Genomic DNA, 16,426 nt, shown 5'->3' with positions numbered 1-16,426 from the left:
CATTGAGTTGAATACAATTTTGTAACACCGACACTCTAGTGTCAGTCCCCGCTCAGGCGGAAAGCGGCAAGGAGCAGCCGATATAAATGGCTAGTTGCCACTGTATCCCGTTGCCAGTTCGCAACGGGTTTTCGTTCCATAGGAGGCACAAGTGGATATAGTTAAGACCGATGTCGCCATCGTAGGTGCCGGTGGCGGTGGCCTGCGTGCCGCCATCGCCATCGCCGAGAAGAATCCCGCACTGGAAATCGCCCTCATCTCCAAGGTCTATCCCATGCGCAGCCATACGGTGGCTGCCGAAGGGGGCGCGGCTGGCGTGGTACGGGAAGACGACAGCCTGGACAACCACTTCCACGATACCGTCTCCGGCGGTGACTGGCTGTGTGAACAGGATGTGGTGGAATACTTCGTGGATCAGGCCACCCCGGAACTGGTCCAGCTGGAACACTGGGGCTGCCCCTGGAGTCGCAAGGAGGACGGTCACGTCAACGTGCGTCCCTTCGGCGGCATGAAGATACCCCGCACCTGGTTTGCCGCCGACAAGACCGGCTTTCACATGCTGCACACCCTGTTTCAGACCTCCATCAAATACCCGTCAATCAAACGTTTCGACGAACACTTCTGCCTCGATCTCTTGGTGCTGGATGGCCGGGTGCAGGGGGTGATCTGCTTCGACATCCAAAACGGTGTCACCCGCATGATCCAGGCCAAGTCGGTGATCATCGCCACCGGCGGTGCCGGCCGGGTCTACCGCTTCAACACCAACGGCGGCATAGTCACGGGTGACGGCATGGCCCTGGCCTACCGTCACGGCGTGCCGCTGCGGGACATGGAGTTCGTGCAATACCACCCCACCGGCCTGCCCGGTTGCGGCATCCTGATGACCGAAGGCTGCCGGGGTGAAGGCGGCATCATGGTCAACAAGGATGGCTACCGCTACCTGCAGGACTATGGTCTGGGCCCGGAAACCCCCTTGGGGGAGACCAAGAACAAGTACATGGAGCTGGGCCCGCGGGACAGACTCTCCCAAGCCTTCTGGCAGGAGCAGCAGAAGGGCCGCACGGTGGAAACTCCGCTGGGGGATGTGGTCTACCTGGATCTGCGTCACCTGGGTGCCAAGTACCTGGAGGAGCGTCTGCCCTTCATCTGCGAACTGTCCAAGGCCTACGTGGGGGTGGATCCGGCCAAGGAACCCATCCCGGTACGCCCGACGGTGCACTACACCATGGGTGGCATCGAAACCAATGGCCGCTGCGCCACCCGCCTGCCCGGCCTGTACGCGGTGGGCGAATGCGCCTCCATCGGCCTGCACGGCGCCAATCGTCTGGGCTCCAACTCCCTGTGCGAGCTGGTGGTGTTCGGCAAGGTGGCGGGTGAAGAGGCCGCTCATTTCGCCCAGACTCATCCCCATGGCAACACAGATGCCCTGTACAAGCAGGCCATGAGCGCGGTGGCCCAGGCCATGAGCCTGATGGAAGGCGATGGCGACGAAAACCCCGCCACCCTGCGCAACGAGCTGGGTGACACCATGGAAGAAGGGGTCGGCATCTACCGTACCGCCGAGGCCATGCAGCAGACCATCGACAAGATTGTCGAACTCAAGCAGCGCTACAAGCGGGTGCGGGTCAAGGACAAGTCCAGCGTGTTCAACACCGACTGGCTCTACACCATAGAGCTGGGCTTCCTGCTGGACGTCGCCGAGTCCATGGTGCACTCCGCCTACAACCGCAAGGAGTCCCGCGGCTCCCACCAGCGGCTGGATGGATACGAGGAGCGCGACGACGTCAACTTCCTCAAGCACTCCCTGGCCTACTTCAACGCCGAAGGGTCGCCCAAGATTGATTACAGCGACGTCACCATCACCAAGTCTCAACCGGCCGCCCGGGTCTATGGCGCCGCTGGCGATAAGAAGGAAGCGCATTAATGGCCGACATGATCGAGATCGAAATCCTCCGCTACCGCCCGGAGGAAGACAACGAACCCTGGCTGCAGACGTTCCAGGTCCCCTACCGGCACGAGATGTCGGTACTGGAAGCCCTCTCCTACATCAAGGATGAGCTGGACTCCACCGTCAGCTTCCGCTGGTCCTGTCGCATGGCCATCTGCGGCTCCTGCGGCATGATGGTCAATGGCGTGCCCAAGCTGGGCTGCAAGACCTTCCTGCGGGATTACATCCCCGGCAAGATCACCCTGGAGCCGTTGCGTAACTTCCCCATCGAGCGGGATCTGGTGGTGGACATGTCCGACTTCATCGAGAAGCTGGAGTCCATCAAGCCCTACATCATCCCCAAGGAGGAGAAGTCGGTCTGCGAGGGGGAATACATTCAAACCCCGGCGCAACTGGCCAAGTTCCGCCAGTTCTCCATGTGCATCAACTGCGGTCTGTGCTATTCCGCCTGCCCCCAGTATGGTCTGAAGAAGAGCTTCATGGGCCCCGCCGCCCTGGCCCTGCTCTACCGCTATAACGCCGACAGCCGGGATGGCGGTCAGGCCGCGCGGATGAAGATCCTCAACCAGGAGAAAGGGGTCTGGAGCTGTACCTTCGTGGGCTACTGCTCCGAAGTCTGCCCCAAGGGCGTGGATCCTGCGGCCGCCATCCAGCTGGGTAAGGTGGAGAGCGCCAAGGATTACGTCATCGCCATGTTCAAGCCGGAGGAGTGAGCCATGGACCACAGCCAAAGCAAGCGCAAACCCTTTGTTCGCCCGGTCAAGAAGAGCTGGTGGCTCAAGGATCGTTTCTACATTCTCTACATGCTGCGAGAAGGCACCAGCCTGCTGGTGGCCATCTACGCCGTCATCCTGATGGTGGGGCTACTGCGCCTGAGTCAGGGCGAAGTGGCCTTCAACGGCTGGCTGGCGGCCCTCACCCATCCGCTGTCCATCCTGCTGCATCTGGCGGTGCTGGCGGCCTGTGCCTTTCACGCCAAGACCTGGTTTGCCCTGGCCCCCAAGGCCATGCGCATCTTCAAGGGTGATGAGCTGATCCCGGAGAAGCCCATCATCATGGCTCAATACATCGGCCTGGCCGGCGCCTCCTTGGTGGTGCTGCTGTTCGTGCTGCTGGCCTAAAGGAGACGACTCATGAAACGTTCCGACGAACCCGTCTACTGGCTGCTGTTTGGTGCCGGTGGCGTCATGACAGCGGTGCTGCTGCCCATACTGGTGCTCATCACCGGCATTCTGGTGCCCATGAGCATCATATCGCCGGAGAAGCTCAGCTATGAGCGGGTCCATGCCTTTGCCACCACCTGGTGGGGCGCCCTGATCCTGCTGGCCACCATAGCCCTGCCCATCTGGCACGCCATGCACCGCATCTATCACGGCCTGCATGATGTGGGGGTCCACACCACCCGCCTGCACCACTATGTCTGCTACGGCTTTGCCTTTCTGGTCTCTGCCGCCGCCCTGACCCTGTTGGTACAGATGTTCTAGCCTGAGGGCCACCCGGCTCGCCCGGGTACTATGCTAAAAACCGGAAGCCTCACCGCTTCCGGTTTTTTTTGGTCGGTTCAGCGCAGCAAGGAGTTCACCATGCGTATCGAAGAGGATCTCAAGCTCGGCTTCAAGGACGTGCTGTTTCGCCCCAAGCGCTCCACCCTCAACAGCCGCGCCCAGGTGGATCTTAATCGGGAGTTTCACTTCCTGCACGGCAAGGGAACCTGGCACGGCATTCCCATCATGGCCGCCAACATGGATACGGTCGGCACCTTCGCCATGGCCCGCGCGCTGGCGCCCTTTGGCCTGATGACCGCCCTCCACAAGCACTACAGCCTGAGCCAGTGGCAGGACTTTCTCGCCAGCAGCCCCCCTGAGCTGCTGGCCAACATCATGGTCTCTACCGGCACCTCCGCCCAGGACTTTGACAAGACCAGCCAGATACTGACGCTATCCCCGGCGCTGCGTTTCATCTGCGTGGACGTGGCCAACGGTTACGCCGAGCATTTCGTCCGCTTCGTGCAACGGGTGCGCGAACACTTCCCCGAGCATGTCATCTGTGCCGGCAATGTGGTGACCGGCGAGATGGTGGAGGAGCTGCTGCTCTCCGGCGCCGACCTTATCAAGGTGGGCATAGGCCCCGGCTCCGTCTGCACCACCCGGGTCAAGACAGGCGTCGGCTACCCGCAGCTGTCCGCCATCATCGAATGTGCCGATGCCGCCCACGGCCTCAAGGGGCATATCGTCGGCGACGGTGGCTGTACCTGCCCGGGGGATGTGGCCAAGGCCTTCGGCGGCGGCGCGGACTTCGTCATGTTGGGGGGCATGCTGGCGGCCCATGCCGAATGCGGCGGCCAACTGCTGGAGCGGGACGGTCGGCAATACATGCAGTTCTACGGCATGAGTTCGGCCACCGCCATGGACAAGCACGCCGGTGGGGTGGCGGAATATCGCGCCTCGGAGGGCAAGACGGTGGAGCTGCCCTATCGGGGACCGGTGAGCCAGACGGTGCAGGACATACTGGGGGGCGTGCGCTCCACCTGCACCTATGTGGGGGCCGCCCACCTCAAGGAACTGAGCAAGCGCACCACCTTTATCCGGGTTCAGGAGCAGGAAAACCGGCTATTCACCTCATAAGACGGATTGGCGTAGCAAGTTCAAAAGAAGAGGAGGCTTTCGCCTCCTCATTAAGATCACACGCTTAAACAGGACACTGTCAGACGTGGATGTTGATGTTGTTACCCAGGGACTCGGTGGTGGTGCCGCCTTGCGGTGCCGGTGCATTTTCCACCGCCCCCTGCAACAGCGACAGCGCCTGGGCGCCCTGTGCTTCTTGCTGCTTTTTGGCCAGGCTGGCGACCATCGCCTCCTGACCATAATTACCAGCGCTCTGAGTTACATTCATGTTGACGTCCTCCTGCTCTGTTCAATCCCCTATCGGCAGCCAACCGGCTAACTTTAGCCCTATTCACCCTCGATAACCGTCTTTTTAACTCATGGCGCCAGCCAACCCCCTGCTAGTCAGGCCAACATCAAGGCTTGTTGCGCCCCTTGCCGCCACCGCTACCACCAGAGCCGCCATCACCGCCGGCACCGGCCCCGCAATCAGCGGACAAGAGATCATCGGCGGCCTTGGCCTGCACCAGTCCGTAACCAAAGAAGCTATCTCGTCCCAGATCCCCCAGATCCAGGGCGCTGCTGCCCAGGGCCGTGCGGATTTCGGCGTTGCTGCAACCGAGGTGACGTGACCAGATCAGTGCCGCCACCCCGGCCACATGGGGGGTGGCCATGGAGGTGCCGTCATAGTAGGCGTAATCCCCCTGTGTTACCGCCAGCTGGGCGCTTTGCCCCACCACGGCAAGCAGACTCAAGCCATCCAGTTGCCGGATCCCGACACTGGGGATCTGGGTCACCACGCCAGCCAGGGTGCCATTGAGATCGCCATCGACATTGTTGTAGATGATGGCTCCGCGCCCACCGCCCGCCTGGCAATTGAGTACCTTGTCGGCAAAGCTGATGCTGCCCCGGGCAATGAGACACAGGCCACCCTGGCCGCCATCGGCTTGCCCGGCCGCCAGACAGGGCGTAGTGGCCTGGCCACAATCCACCAGGGAGCCGGTCCGGCTAGCCAACGGGCTACCTTCCATGGGCAAGGCCTTGTAGAGATGGCCGCCCTGATTCAATTCTCCCAGCAAGGCGGTGCCCACCGGCACGCTCGAGAGCACCCCGACGCCGGGCGCCGCCAGCTCCACCGCGCTGTTATGCTGGGAGAAGCTGGCGATCTGCTTGGCCTCATCCAGCGCGGCCACGCTGATCACTGACGCGTAGGAGGCTGGATAGGATTTACGGCTGGAACCATCATTGCCGGCTGCCGCCACCAAGAGCACCCCCGCTTTGTAGGCATCGGCAAAGGCGCGATCCTCGGTCCGACTGGAGAGTATGCCTCCCAGGCTCATGTTGACCACCAGACGCCGCCCCGCCTGCAGCTGCCGGCAAGCATCCAAGGCGGCAATCAGGCTGGAGGAGTAGGCCCAACCATCGCCGTCAAATACCTTGACGATGCCCAGCCCTACCTGGCCACCGGGCAAGATGCCCAGCACCCCGACGCTGTTATCCAGCGCCGCCAGGGTGCCAGCCACATGGGTGCCGTGGTGCAGATCATCCACGAACCAGTCACCGGCGCCCCCCGGATCGCTGACCCCTTGTACCGTGGCCGACGGCAGGTCTTCGTGGGTCAGGTCATAGCCGGAGTCGATGATGCACACCAGCAGGTTGCCGCTGGCGCTATCGAAGTTGCTCCCCAGATGGGCGACATCGGCCTGTACCAGACCGATGCCGTAGGGCGCCTGCTGCGGCAGGCTCATGGGATAACGCTTGACGTCGGTTTCCAGCCAGCGCAGCGCTGGATGGCCCCGCAGAGCCGCGACATCCGCCGGCGTCAGATAGACAGCCGCCGCCTCATGGGCCGGCAACGCCAGCGCCGGTTTGACACCGTGATGCTGTAACACCTGAGTCAGGGCCTGATACTGGCCAGGGTTGGCCTGCAGCAGAAACCGCTCCGTCGCCTGAGTCGTGGCCCCCACCAGCATGAGTAGCCAGACCAGCCAGATCCGTTTCATCCCTGCCTCCCGCGCCGACGGCGCTTGCCAACACCCTGATGACTTCAAGTATGGCGAGCCAGCACCGGCAACGATGGAGCAATACGTTCTAACCAAATCGGCCAAAACGAAAAGGGAGCTCATTGCGACAAGGCTGGTTGGACCTCCACGGCCACGTCACTGTCAGCCAGGGCCAACTGACTGGCGCTGAGCCCCTGCTGTGCCCGTTTGAGATTGCGCTGGGCCTTTTCGTAGTAGGTGGGGCAGGTGTCGATGGCCCGCTGCAGGTAATAGGCGGCCACCTTGGGCTCGCCATTGAGTAAGGCCAGGTAGCCGGTGTCATTCATCGCCTCGTGCAGCGGCATGATGTGACTGAACACCTCCAGCGCCTCCTCATAACGGCCGCTGCGCACCAGGATCAGCCCCAAATTGGACCAGCCGCGGGTCAGATTCTTATCCAGACTGAGGGCGTGGCTGGTCTGCTGCTCGGCCCCCGCCAGATCGCCGCTCAGATAGAGGGAGTAGCCCAGGTTCAGATACGCCAGGGGATAGCTGGGCTGCTTGGCCAATACCTGCTGATACAGCCGTCGGGCCAGGGTGCCATCGCCTTGCAGATCCGCCAGTATGCCCAGACACAAATAGGCCCGCAGCGGCGAGCCGGCGTCCAGCTGCAGCTGGGTCAGATCCAGCTGACTGCCGGCCCAGCCCTGACGGCGTTGATCTGCCTGTACCGCCAGCAACAGCTGCTGCTTGGCCGGCTCCTTGGCGCCCTGCTTGAGCAGGACCTCGCCAAGGGAGGCACCAAACAGTGGTTGTTTGGGATCGGCGGCCACCGCCCGCTCGTAAGCCTGCTGTGCCAGGGGCAGGTTGCCCTTGTGTTGATGGATGTAACCAACCTTGAAGTAAAAGGTGCCGGTGAGCGGCGCCGCATCCGGCAGCGTCAGGCCCCGCAGGTATTCGTAGATGGCCAGATCCGGATCTCCCTTGCGATAGGCCAGATCGCCCCGTGCCAGCGCCTCGGCAGCCGTGGCAGGAGGAAAGTCATTGCTCAGACTGACCATGGGTTTGCCGTCGTATAGCTCGTGACTAAAGGGGGCCTGGCTGGGGGGTGCCTCCGAACTGGCACAGCCAAACAAGCCCAACAGGGTGAGCCCCCACAGCCATTGCATGCCATGCCACCGTATCATCGTCGCCTCCCGGGCAAGTAGCCCTCTAGCTCTTGTCATCATATAAGTACTGCACAAAGCGGCCGCCAACACAGGTACCGAGCTGCGCTCACGCGCCGGCCTGATCTAGCGATGAAAGGTTTCCAGCACGGCAATAATGGCCGGCCCCACCGCCACCACGAAAAACCCCGGCCAGATAAACATCACCAGGGGAAAGATCAGCTTGGTGCCTATCTTGGCCGCCGCCTCTTCGGCCCGCTGCATCCGCCGATCCCGAAACTCGTCGGCATAGACCCGCAGGGTTTCCCCCAGACTGGAGCCCATCTTCAGCGACTGACCTATGACCCCGGCCAGCCCCCGCACCTCCTCCAGGCCGGTGCGCTCCACCATCTGCTTGAGGGCGTCGGGAACGGCCACCCCCACCCGGATCTTCGTGCACACCATCTGCATCTCGCCCCCCAGCTCGGGGCACATGCCGACCATCTCGTCCGATACCCGGTTGAGGGCGGCGATAAAGCCCAATCCGGCCTCCGAGGTGACCACCAGCAGATCCAGGGCATCGGGAAAGGCCCGCTGCATCCGCTGTATCCGGGCCGCCGCCAACCGGCTGACCACCATGTTGGGCAGCATCATGCCGCAAAAAATGGCGCCCACCGTATAGAGCAGCACCTGCTGGGACTTGAGCGCCGGAAAATAGTGGCTGACGAACAGGGCGCCGCCCCCCAGACCGATGGCCAGCAAGATCTTGATGGCATAGAAACTGGGCAGTGCCCGCTGGCTCTGGAAGCCGGCGTGGGTCAGCAGGCGCACCACCGAATGACGCTCACTGGCCGAGCGGGGGGTCAGATAGCCGGACACAGAGTCCAGGGTGGTTTGGTACCACTCGTCGGCCTGGGGCTCGGTGTGCGGGTGTGCCAGGTGAGACAGTCGCCGCCGCAGGGGGTCGAGCCAACTGGTTACCAGCAGGGTCAAGCCCAGCCCCAGGGCGATGGCGCTCAGCCCTACCAGCAGCAGGAAGATCAGGCGGCCCCGTTCGGAGTCGTTGAACAGATCGCCAAACAGGCTGAGCAGATAATCCATCTCACACCTCGATACGCAGGATGCGCTTGACCAGCATCAGCCCCAACCCCAGGCTGACGAAGGAGTAGATCAGCAGAAAATGGCCTCGGCTGGTCCCCACCAAGGGAGCCAGGTAATCCGGCTGCATCAGGTACAGCGCCAAGAACAACCCCAAGGGCACCAGAGCCAACACCCAGGCCGACATGCGGCCCTCCGCCGACAGGGTGCGCACCTTGCGGTACAGCCGGAACCGGCCGCGGATCACCTGCCCCAGCTTGTCCAGGTTCTCCGCCAGGTTGCCGCCGGTCTCCTTCTGGATCATCACGGCGCTGATGAAGGCCAGCATGCTCACCGAGGGATTGCGCTCCGCCAGCCCCGCCAGCACCAGACGCAGCTCCACCCCGAAGTTGAGTTCGGCATAGGTCTGGCGAAACTCACCGGCGATGGGCTCACTCATCTCCTCGCCCACGGTACGGAACACCTCCACCAGGGGGTAGCCCACCAGCAGCGCCCGCTTCATCACATCCAGCGCCTCGACAAACTGCTCTTCGAAGCGATCCAACCGCTCGGCGGTCTTCAGGCGCATCCAGAACAGCAGCACCACCAACAGGGCCACCGGCCACAGCAAGGCCACCGCCGGATTACCCAACCCGACCCAGGCCAGCAGGCTGCCCAGCAAGGCGCCCCCCAACCAGCCCAGCACGGTGCGGTAGGCCAGCCAGTCCAGCCCCGCCTGCTGCAGGCGCCAGCGCAGTGCCTGCCCCAGCTCGCTGCCTTCCAGCCAACGGGCCAGGGGGGTGAGATCCGCCAGATAGCGCTGGCGCAACAAGGAGAGCTTGGCCTCCTGCTGCTGATCCGCCAACTGCCGCAGACGTTCGCGCATCAAGCGGTTCTGTTTGGCCCGGGTTCCCCCCAAGGAGACCAGGACCGTCTGGGAGATCACCACCACGGCGATAAACACCACCAGCAGGTACAGCTCCAGTGTCTGTTCCATGCTTACCTCCTTGTGCCGCCCAATTGCGGGGTGAACAGGGAATAGGGCAAGTCGATGCCCATGTGGGCGAAGGCATCCATGAAGGTGGGAATGTTGCCGGTGGGCAGGTAACAGCCCAGTATGTTGCCCTCCTTATCCACCCCCTGGCGTTCGAAGCGAAACAGCTCCGTCATGGTGATGACGTCCCCTTCCATGCCGTTGATCTCCTGAATGCTCACCAGGCGACGCCGGCCATCCTCCATCCGCTTGAGCTGCAGCACTATGTGCAGGGCCGAGGCGATCTGAGCCCGCACGTTCTTGGCCGGCATGTTCCAGCCGGCCATGGCGAACATGTTCTCGATGCGGCTCAGGGCATCCCGCGGCGTGTTGGCGTGGATGGTGGTCATGGAGCCATCGTGCCCCGTGTTCATGGCCGCCAGCATGTCTACCGCTTCGGCGCCCCGCACCTCCCCCACCACGATGCGATCCGGGCGCATGCGCAGGGCGTTGATCACCAGCTCCCGCTGGGTGACGGCCCCCCGCCCTTCGATGTTGGGAGGCCGGGTCTCCAGCCGCACCACATGGGGCTGTTGCAGCTGCAGCTCCGCCGAGTCTTCTATGGTGATGATGCGTTCGCTGGCCGGAATGTAGCCGGAGAGGATGTTAAGGGTGGTGGTCTTGCCCGAGCCGGTCCCGCCGGAGATGAGCACGTTGAGCCGCCCGCGGACGATGGCGTTGCAGAAGTGGGCCATGGCGGCATCCAGGGTGCCGAACCCGATGAGGTTGTCCATCCCCAAGCGCTCCACCGCAAAACGGCGAATGGAGAGGCTGGGGCCATCGATGGCCAAGGGGGGAATGATGGCATTGACCCGGGAACCATCCTTGAGCCGGGCATCCACCATGGGGGAGCTTTCGTCGATGCGCCGGCCTACCTGGGAGACGATGCGATCTATGATGCTCAGCAGGTGATGATCATCCTGAAAGCGGTGGCCGGTCAGCTCCAGCTTGCCGGCCCGCTCCACGTAGATCTGATCGAAGCCGTTCACCAGGATATCCGAGACACTGTGATCCGCCAGCAGCGGCTCCAAGGGCCCCAATCCCAGGATCTCGTCGCCGATCTCCTTGATGATCCGACGCCGGGCATCGGCACTCAAGGGGCTCTCCAGCTCGGTCAGCAGGCTGGCGGTGGCTTCGGCAATCTGCTCCCTGGCCGCCACCTCACCTAACGTCTCCAGCAAGGCCAGATCCAGGTTGTCAAACAAGGCATCCATCAGCCGGCGCTTGAGACGCATCCACTCCTTGTTGACGCCGTTGCTCTGGGTCTGGCTCGGTGCCACGGCCACCGGCTCCTGGCGCGGAGCAGCCTCGTGGTCATGGGGACGGCCGCTTTGGCTGTTGCGAAAAAACATGACTACCTCCTCAGGCGATCCCAGATGCCAGCAAACCCGGTACGAGGCAGACTGGGTTGCAAGGCCAGCTCCTCCATCACGCCCCGCAGCACCCGGGTCAGCGGCTTATGGCGGCCCGCCTCGGTCAGCGGAATGCCTAAGTTGGCGCAGGCATTGGCGGTGGCAAAGTCATTGGGCACCAGGATGGCGGACGACACCCCCAGGGGCTGGCAGAGGGCGTCCCGACCTATGTCCAGACGGGGGGAATAACGATTGGCGATGACCCTGAGCTTGTCGTTGCCGATGCCGGTGGCCTGACGGATCTGACGCAACAGCAAGGCCGCATCCCGCAGGGCCGGCAGGCTCTGCTGCACCACCATGAACAGGCGATGGGCCTCCAGTACGGCCGGCATGTTCCAGGCCTCCACCCCGCGGGAGAGATCCACCACCACATGGTCATAATGCTGTCTGACCTTGGTGAGAAACAGGCCGAAACTCTGGGCCGTCAGGGTCGTCGCGCCCCCCAGCTGCTCGGTTCGACTACCGATGAGCCGCAAACCAGAGTCGTGCTTGCACAGCAGGCCTTCCAGCGCCATGTCGTCCAGCTCCTCCACCTGCTCCAGGGCCTCGGACAAGGAGAACTTGGGCTGCACCCCCAGCAGGTAATGGCAACAGCCAAACTGGCTATCGGCATCGATGAGCACGGTGCGCTCCTGCTTCTCCTTGGCCAGCAGGTGGGCCACCGAGGTGGCAAGGAAAGTCGCGCCCATGCCGCCCTTGCCGTTGAGAAATACGCTGACCCGTCCCAGCCGGCCATGCTGCAGCTTGTGGGCCGCCACCGCCGCCAGGGACTCCAATAACTCATCCTCGTCACAGGGCAGACCGAGCACATCCTGCACCCCGGCCCGCAAGGCCTGGCGCATCAGGGCGGTGTCCGGCTGCTGGCTAAACAGCAGCACGGCGGTCAGGCCGTGACCGGAAACCTCGCGAAACTCCGCCAAGGAGCACTCCCAGTCATCCTGGTCATACAGCAGCAGCAGATCGGGCCACAGCATGCCCCCCTCTTCCTGCTGGGCCTCCTCCAGGTGCTGCAGGGCGGCATAGGCCTGGCAGCGGACATTGCTCCACTGCCCCAGCGTGCCCGCCACATGCTCCAGCACCGAGGGGTGGGCGCTCACCAGCCAGCAATCCAGCGAGGTGGCGATCATCCTCGGATAGGCGGCCTGGCCACTGCGTAAGTCGACGACTGTGCTCACCGCATCTCCCCCCTAACAGTCCGTGTAGCCCGTGGGCGTTACGCCCAGACTCTCTCTGGGCAGGGTGGTGCTAAACGCCGGGGCCAGCAGCGTCACCAGATCCGGCGTCAAAAACGGGATCATCAGCCGCAGCTGGTAATTGATCACCCGTGCCTGCACGAAGCGGATCTGGTTGAAGGTGGCGGCCTGGGTCAGATCCCCGGTCACCGGGGCCCCGGTGGCATCTAGGTAATTAAGCTGCAGGTTGTCCGGGCCAAACTCCGGCAACAACCCGGGCTCCAGCACTGCCAAGGTCCGCACGTCCAGCTGTTCTGCCTCGCTCACCTGACAGACGGCGGCCAGCCGCGCCGCCCGCCGGGTGGACTCGCTCAAGGCGTGCCAGACAAACAGCAGGCGACTGAACTCCATGATGGCAAACAGTAGAAGGAAAAAGAGCACCGCCACCAGAGTGAACTCGATGAGGACGGTTCCGCGGCTGCGCCGCTGCAGAAAATGAGACATCATCACAAGGCCCTCATGACACTGCTGCTGACCAGGTCGAACTGCAGGCTGATATCATCCGCCAGGCCGAACAGTGGCAGTCGCAGGGTGTCGCCAAATAACATGGGCGAGAAACGGTAGCGGATCTCCACCTTCACCAAGGTCCCTCCCAGACTGGAGATGGTCACATCTGCCGCCGTGAGCCCGGGCAATAGCGGCTGGCCGTTGCCATCACCATTTACGGCCAAAGCGCTCGCCTCGGCCACCACCTCAGGCGTTAGCTGCACCAGCCCGGTCGTGCCACTGGCCGCCCCCTCCACCACAAAGCGCGCCGTGTCCCGAGCCATCTTCTCCAACTGGCTGTACTGGTACAGGGCCCGCCCCAGCTCCGTCAGCCCCAGCAACAGGATCAGCAGTATGGGCAGCAGCAGGGTGAACTCCACCACGGCCAGCCCCTGTTGGCGGTTGGCGGCCCTCATCAGGCATCTCCACTCAGGTTGTCGCGGTAGAGCTGGATCCGATAAGGCCCTGCCTGCAAGGGGTTCATGCCTGGCGTTCCTGTCGCCAAATTACAGCTGGACATGAACTGACCGACGATAAAGGCATCCGCCTGATCCACCGGCTGAACCAGGAACAGACAGGCCAGCCCCAAAAAAGGCAGCTCGCCCTGACCATTGACCCCGCCATCACAGCGACCGATGGGTACCGCCATGACACGGCGATAAGCCCCCCGCTCGCTACACTCCCCTAATAGGCAGTCTTGGTAGGCCTCCTCCACGTTCTGGGCCTGATACTCCTCCAGGTAGTCCGCCAGATTGAAGCTCAACTGATCCGGATCCGTCTGATCCATGGCGCCGGTTTTTTTATCCACCTTCACCTGGGGGGTGGGCTGGGTTACCACCAGATCAGGCGGGTAATCCTGTTCGTTGACACCGGCCCCAGAATAGATGCCAAATCGGGTGTTGAGCCCCTGGGCGGTAGGGCCAGCCTTGTTGCCCGGCTCCGTTTCCAGCATGGAACTTTCCAGGCTCAGGCACTCGCCATAACCACCGGCCAACTCCACCCGAATGTCCGCCGCCCCGGCGGCATCTGGCAGTCGCAGCAAGTGGAAGTTGCCCGTTCCCACCTCCTCATCCGGCGAGGAATACTTGAGGCCAATCAGCTCCTCTGTGTCATACCCGAAGTTCTCTGCCCCCTCCTCACCACACACCAAGATGGGCACCAGGTTGCAGGTGTTGACCAGACTGGTGCTGGGCCCCGCCACGGCACTGGCCTGCACCTGCATATCCAGTTTCAGCACCCGGGCAAAAAACTCCGGCAAGTCCACCTGACTCACCGCCACCCGCACATAGGTGGCATTGGCACTGCCGCCGGGGGTAAACGGCAGGCTGTCGGAAAACTGCACCTGGATATTCGCGCCCGCCAGACTAAAACGCCCATAGCCCGGCTGGGCAAGATGGGTGTTGAGCATGGTGAGGGCCGCCGTGGTGGCCAGGGCCTGATCACCGCCCAGATCCAGGGTCTTGGCGGCACTTAAGGCCGCCGCATCCACCATGTTCTGCAGCTTGCCCTTGTTGAGGATCAGGTGCCCCACATCCAAGGCCATGGCCGCCATGGCCAGCAGTACCAGCAGGCTGACGGCCGCCAGTACCAGCACTATGCCGCCCTGACGGGCGGGGCCTCGCATCCTGGTCACAGTGTTCATCCTGACCTCCTTATTGGCGGTGCTGACTACTTAAGCACGCTGCCCATGCTGCTGCCGCTGGTCCCCACCGCCTTGGGCGTCCCTAGATCGGCAACCGCCCGCTCGACCTGCCGTCCCGGCACCGGATTGGCGGCACTGACCGCCAGCAGACCGGCCTCAGGATCCAGGGTCTGCGCCTGGATCAGCTGGCGCTTGGCCTGCCCCATGGGGGGCTCATTGGCACAGCCAACCAGGCTCAGCCCCAGGCCCAGCGTCAGTATCACTATGGTTCTTTTCATGACGGCCTCCTGCTACAAGTCATGGCCATACTGGCCTTCGCTGCCCACCGCCACCCCAGGTGCCACCGGGGCCGTCGAGGTATCCGCCAGACCGCTGCCGCCCCGCTCTTCGCTGGAGAGCCGGCTCATCTTGCCCAGCAGGTAGTACTCCAGATCCGTGGGTTCGACGAAGTTGTCGGTAGGCAGCCGGATATCCTCCCGCCGGATAGGCTTGGCCAGGCGCGGCGTCACCAGTATCACCAGCTCGGTCTCGCCCTTGCGAAACTCCTGGCTGCGGAACAGCTGGCCGATGACCGGCAGATCCCCCAGCCCCGGCAGTTTCTCCACGAAGTCGCTGAGGTTTTCGTTGAGCAGACCGGCGATGCCGATGGTCTGGCCATTGCCCAGCTCCACCGTGGTCTTGGCGCTACGTTTGGTCAGTGACGGCACATAAAACGACGTGGTGGTGGTGGACGGCGATATGGTCATGGCATTGGTACCGCTCAACTCGCTGACCGCCACGTCCAGCTCCAGGTTGATGCGGTCGGCATCCAGCACCACGGGCACAAACTGCAGCCCCACGCCAAACTCCTTGTATTCGATGGTCAAGCCATCGTCATCGGGCACAGGCACCGGAAACTCGCCGCCGGATAGAAAGTCGGCCTTGGTACCGCTGAGCGCCAACAGGGTGGGCTCCGCCAGCACCTTGGCCATGCCGTTTTGCTTAGCGATGTTGAGGGCCACGCTAAACAGGGTGTTGCCGCTTAGGTAGCTGGCAAACAGCCCCTTGCCATCAATATTGAGGGGATTGGGGGCAAACTCGGACACCGCCGGCCCCACCAGAGCGCCGTTGGTGGTATCAAACACCGGGATCCGACCATCGCCACCCACCCCATTGAACACGGCATCGGGGAAACTGGCGCCATTGGTCACACCGCCGAAGCTGAAGGTGCCCCCGTTATGGGCAAAGATGAAGTTGGAGTCGAACTGGCGCACCAGGGAGCGCTGCACCTCCGCCACCGTCACCTCCAGCATCACCTGCTGAGCGCCGCCTATGGTCAACATGTTGATCAGGGTGCCCTCGTTCTGCTCCTCCGGCTTGGCACCGTCACCAAACTTGACGGTGCCGGTGAAGGTACGGGCCAGCTGCAGTGCCACATTCATCCTCTCCGCCGAGGAGACCTGGCCGCTGAGTACCAGCTTGCCCTGGCTGCTCTGCACCTTGATGGCCTCCTCGGGCATGAACTCGTGCAGCTTGCTCTTGAGCCCATTGAGGTCATGGGTGACCTCCACATCCAGCATCAGCATGGGCCTCTGCCGGGCATCCCAGACGATGACGTTGGTGCTGCCCAGCTGCTTGCCCACCAGATAGAGCTGATCGCTGCGCAGCACCATGAGGTCCGCCACCTCAGGACTGCCCACCGACACCTTCTTGGCCTTGCCCGGCAGTTGCACCATGCGCCCGCCATTGACCGGCACACTCACCCCCTGACTGGGCACCGCCATATCCGCCGGTTCCGCCGCCTGCAGCGGCGCCCCGGCGAGACTTGCCAACCACCACAAGCCAGCCACCAGGATCCCTTTGTATTGTTTCGTCTCCATAGCGTCC

At 63.0% G+C, this 16,426-nt stretch carries 17 protein-coding genes; 5 read left to right on the top strand and 12 right to left on the bottom strand.

The window, feature by feature from the left end; all coding sequences use genetic code 11:
* Positions 1–151 precede the first annotated feature (151 nt).
* The 5 genes from frdA (at position 152) to ABD847_RS10150 (ending at position 4,572) form a co-directional block, all read left to right on the top strand.
* A complete protein-coding gene (gene frdA / locus ABD847_RS10170; protein ID WP_345012601.1) occupies positions 152–1,924 on the top strand; it encodes a fumarate reductase (quinol) flavoprotein subunit in 1,773 nt (590 codons plus the stop codon).
* The gene (locus ABD847_RS10165) at positions 1,924–2,661 is read left to right on the top strand and encodes a succinate dehydrogenase/fumarate reductase iron-sulfur subunit (RefSeq protein ID WP_345012599.1); all 738 of its coding nucleotides are present in this window, start codon (positions 1,924–1,926) and stop codon (positions 2,659–2,661) included. Before frdA ends, ABD847_RS10165 begins: the two co-directional genes overlap by 1 nt.
* Before the next feature lie 3 nt (positions 2,662–2,664).
* Positions 2,665–3,069: a fumarate reductase subunit C gene (locus ABD847_RS10160; protein ID WP_345012597.1), complete on the top strand. Its 405-nt coding sequence runs from the start codon at positions 2,665–2,667 to the stop codon at positions 3,067–3,069.
* A 12-nt stretch (positions 3,070–3,081) separates the two neighbouring features.
* Positions 3,082–3,432 (top strand): fumarate reductase subunit FrdD, encoded by a 351-nt coding sequence (gene frdD, locus ABD847_RS10155; protein WP_345012595.1) that lies wholly within the window; start codon positions 3,082–3,084, stop codon positions 3,430–3,432.
* A gap of 99 nt (positions 3,433–3,531) precedes the next feature.
* Positions 3,532–4,572: a GMP reductase gene (locus ABD847_RS10150; protein ID WP_345012593.1), complete on the top strand. Its 1,041-nt coding sequence runs from the start codon at positions 3,532–3,534 to the stop codon at positions 4,570–4,572.
* Positions 4,573–4,651: 79 nt separating this feature from the next.
* On the opposite strand, the gene ABD847_RS10145 is transcribed toward ABD847_RS10150, so the two are convergent.
* From ABD847_RS10145 to ABD847_RS10090, 12 genes are all read right to left on the bottom strand, one after another.
* Positions 4,652–4,840, bottom strand: coding sequence for a hypothetical protein (locus ABD847_RS10145; protein ID WP_345012591.1), 189 nt, complete (start codon positions 4,838–4,840; stop codon positions 4,652–4,654).
* Between the two features lie 127 nt (positions 4,841–4,967).
* Positions 4,968–6,554: a S8 family serine peptidase gene (locus tag ABD847_RS10140; protein WP_345012589.1), complete on the bottom strand. Its 1,587-nt coding sequence runs from the start codon at positions 6,552–6,554 to the stop codon at positions 4,968–4,970.
* A gap of 119 nt (positions 6,555–6,673) precedes the next feature.
* Positions 6,674–7,720 carry a tetratricopeptide repeat protein gene (locus tag ABD847_RS10135; RefSeq protein ID WP_345012587.1) on the bottom strand — a complete coding sequence of 349 codons (1,047 nt, stop codon included), beginning with the start codon at positions 7,718–7,720 and terminating at the stop codon, positions 6,674–6,676.
* A 105-nt stretch (positions 7,721–7,825) separates the two neighbouring features.
* The gene (locus tag ABD847_RS10130; protein WP_345012585.1) at positions 7,826–8,779 is read right to left on the bottom strand and encodes a type II secretion system F family protein; all 954 of its coding nucleotides are present in this window, start codon (positions 8,777–8,779) and stop codon (positions 7,826–7,828) included.
* Between the two features lies 1 nt (position 8,780).
* Positions 8,781–9,752: a type II secretion system F family protein gene (locus tag ABD847_RS10125; protein WP_345012583.1), complete on the bottom strand. Its 972-nt coding sequence runs from the start codon at positions 9,750–9,752 to the stop codon at positions 8,781–8,783.
* A gap of 2 nt (positions 9,753–9,754) precedes the next feature.
* The gene (locus ABD847_RS10120) at positions 9,755–11,140 is read right to left on the bottom strand and encodes a TadA family conjugal transfer-associated ATPase (protein WP_345012581.1); all 1,386 of its coding nucleotides are present in this window, start codon (positions 11,138–11,140) and stop codon (positions 9,755–9,757) included.
* A 2-nt stretch (positions 11,141–11,142) separates the two neighbouring features.
* On the bottom strand, positions 11,143–12,375 hold the full coding sequence (locus ABD847_RS10115) for a CpaE/TadZ family protein (protein ID WP_345012579.1): 1,233 nt from the start codon (positions 12,373–12,375) through the stop codon (positions 11,143–11,145).
* 12 nt (positions 12,376–12,387) lie between these two features.
* Positions 12,388–12,879 (bottom strand): TadE/TadG family type IV pilus assembly protein, encoded by a 492-nt coding sequence (locus ABD847_RS10110; protein WP_345012577.1) that lies wholly within the window; start codon positions 12,877–12,879, stop codon positions 12,388–12,390.
* On the bottom strand, positions 12,879–13,334 hold the full coding sequence (locus ABD847_RS10105) for a TadE/TadG family type IV pilus assembly protein (RefSeq protein ID WP_345012575.1): 456 nt from the start codon (positions 13,332–13,334) through the stop codon (positions 12,879–12,881). Before ABD847_RS10105 ends, ABD847_RS10110 begins: the two co-directional genes overlap by 1 nt.
* Positions 13,334–14,560 carry a pilus assembly protein TadG-related protein gene (locus ABD847_RS10100; RefSeq protein ID WP_345012573.1) on the bottom strand — a complete coding sequence of 409 codons (1,227 nt, stop codon included), beginning with the start codon at positions 14,558–14,560 and terminating at the stop codon, positions 13,334–13,336. Before ABD847_RS10100 ends, ABD847_RS10105 begins: the two co-directional genes overlap by 1 nt.
* Positions 14,561–14,586: 26 nt before the next feature.
* Complete coding sequence (locus ABD847_RS10095; protein WP_345012571.1) at positions 14,587–14,838, bottom strand: hypothetical protein; 252 nt, start codon at positions 14,836–14,838, stop codon at positions 14,587–14,589.
* A 12-nt stretch (positions 14,839–14,850) separates the two neighbouring features.
* The gene (locus ABD847_RS10090; protein ID WP_345012569.1) at positions 14,851–16,419 is read right to left on the bottom strand and encodes a type II and III secretion system protein family protein; all 1,569 of its coding nucleotides are present in this window, start codon (positions 16,417–16,419) and stop codon (positions 14,851–14,853) included.
* Between the last annotated feature and the right edge of the window lie 7 nt (positions 16,420–16,426).

This window comes from Pseudaeromonas paramecii (assembly GCF_039540575.1).
GTDB classification, from domain to species: Bacteria; Pseudomonadota; Gammaproteobacteria; order Enterobacterales; family Aeromonadaceae; genus Pseudaeromonas; species Pseudaeromonas paramecii.
Note: the sequence above shows the minus strand (reverse complement) of the source record. Positions and strands in the feature narration are given on the sequence as shown.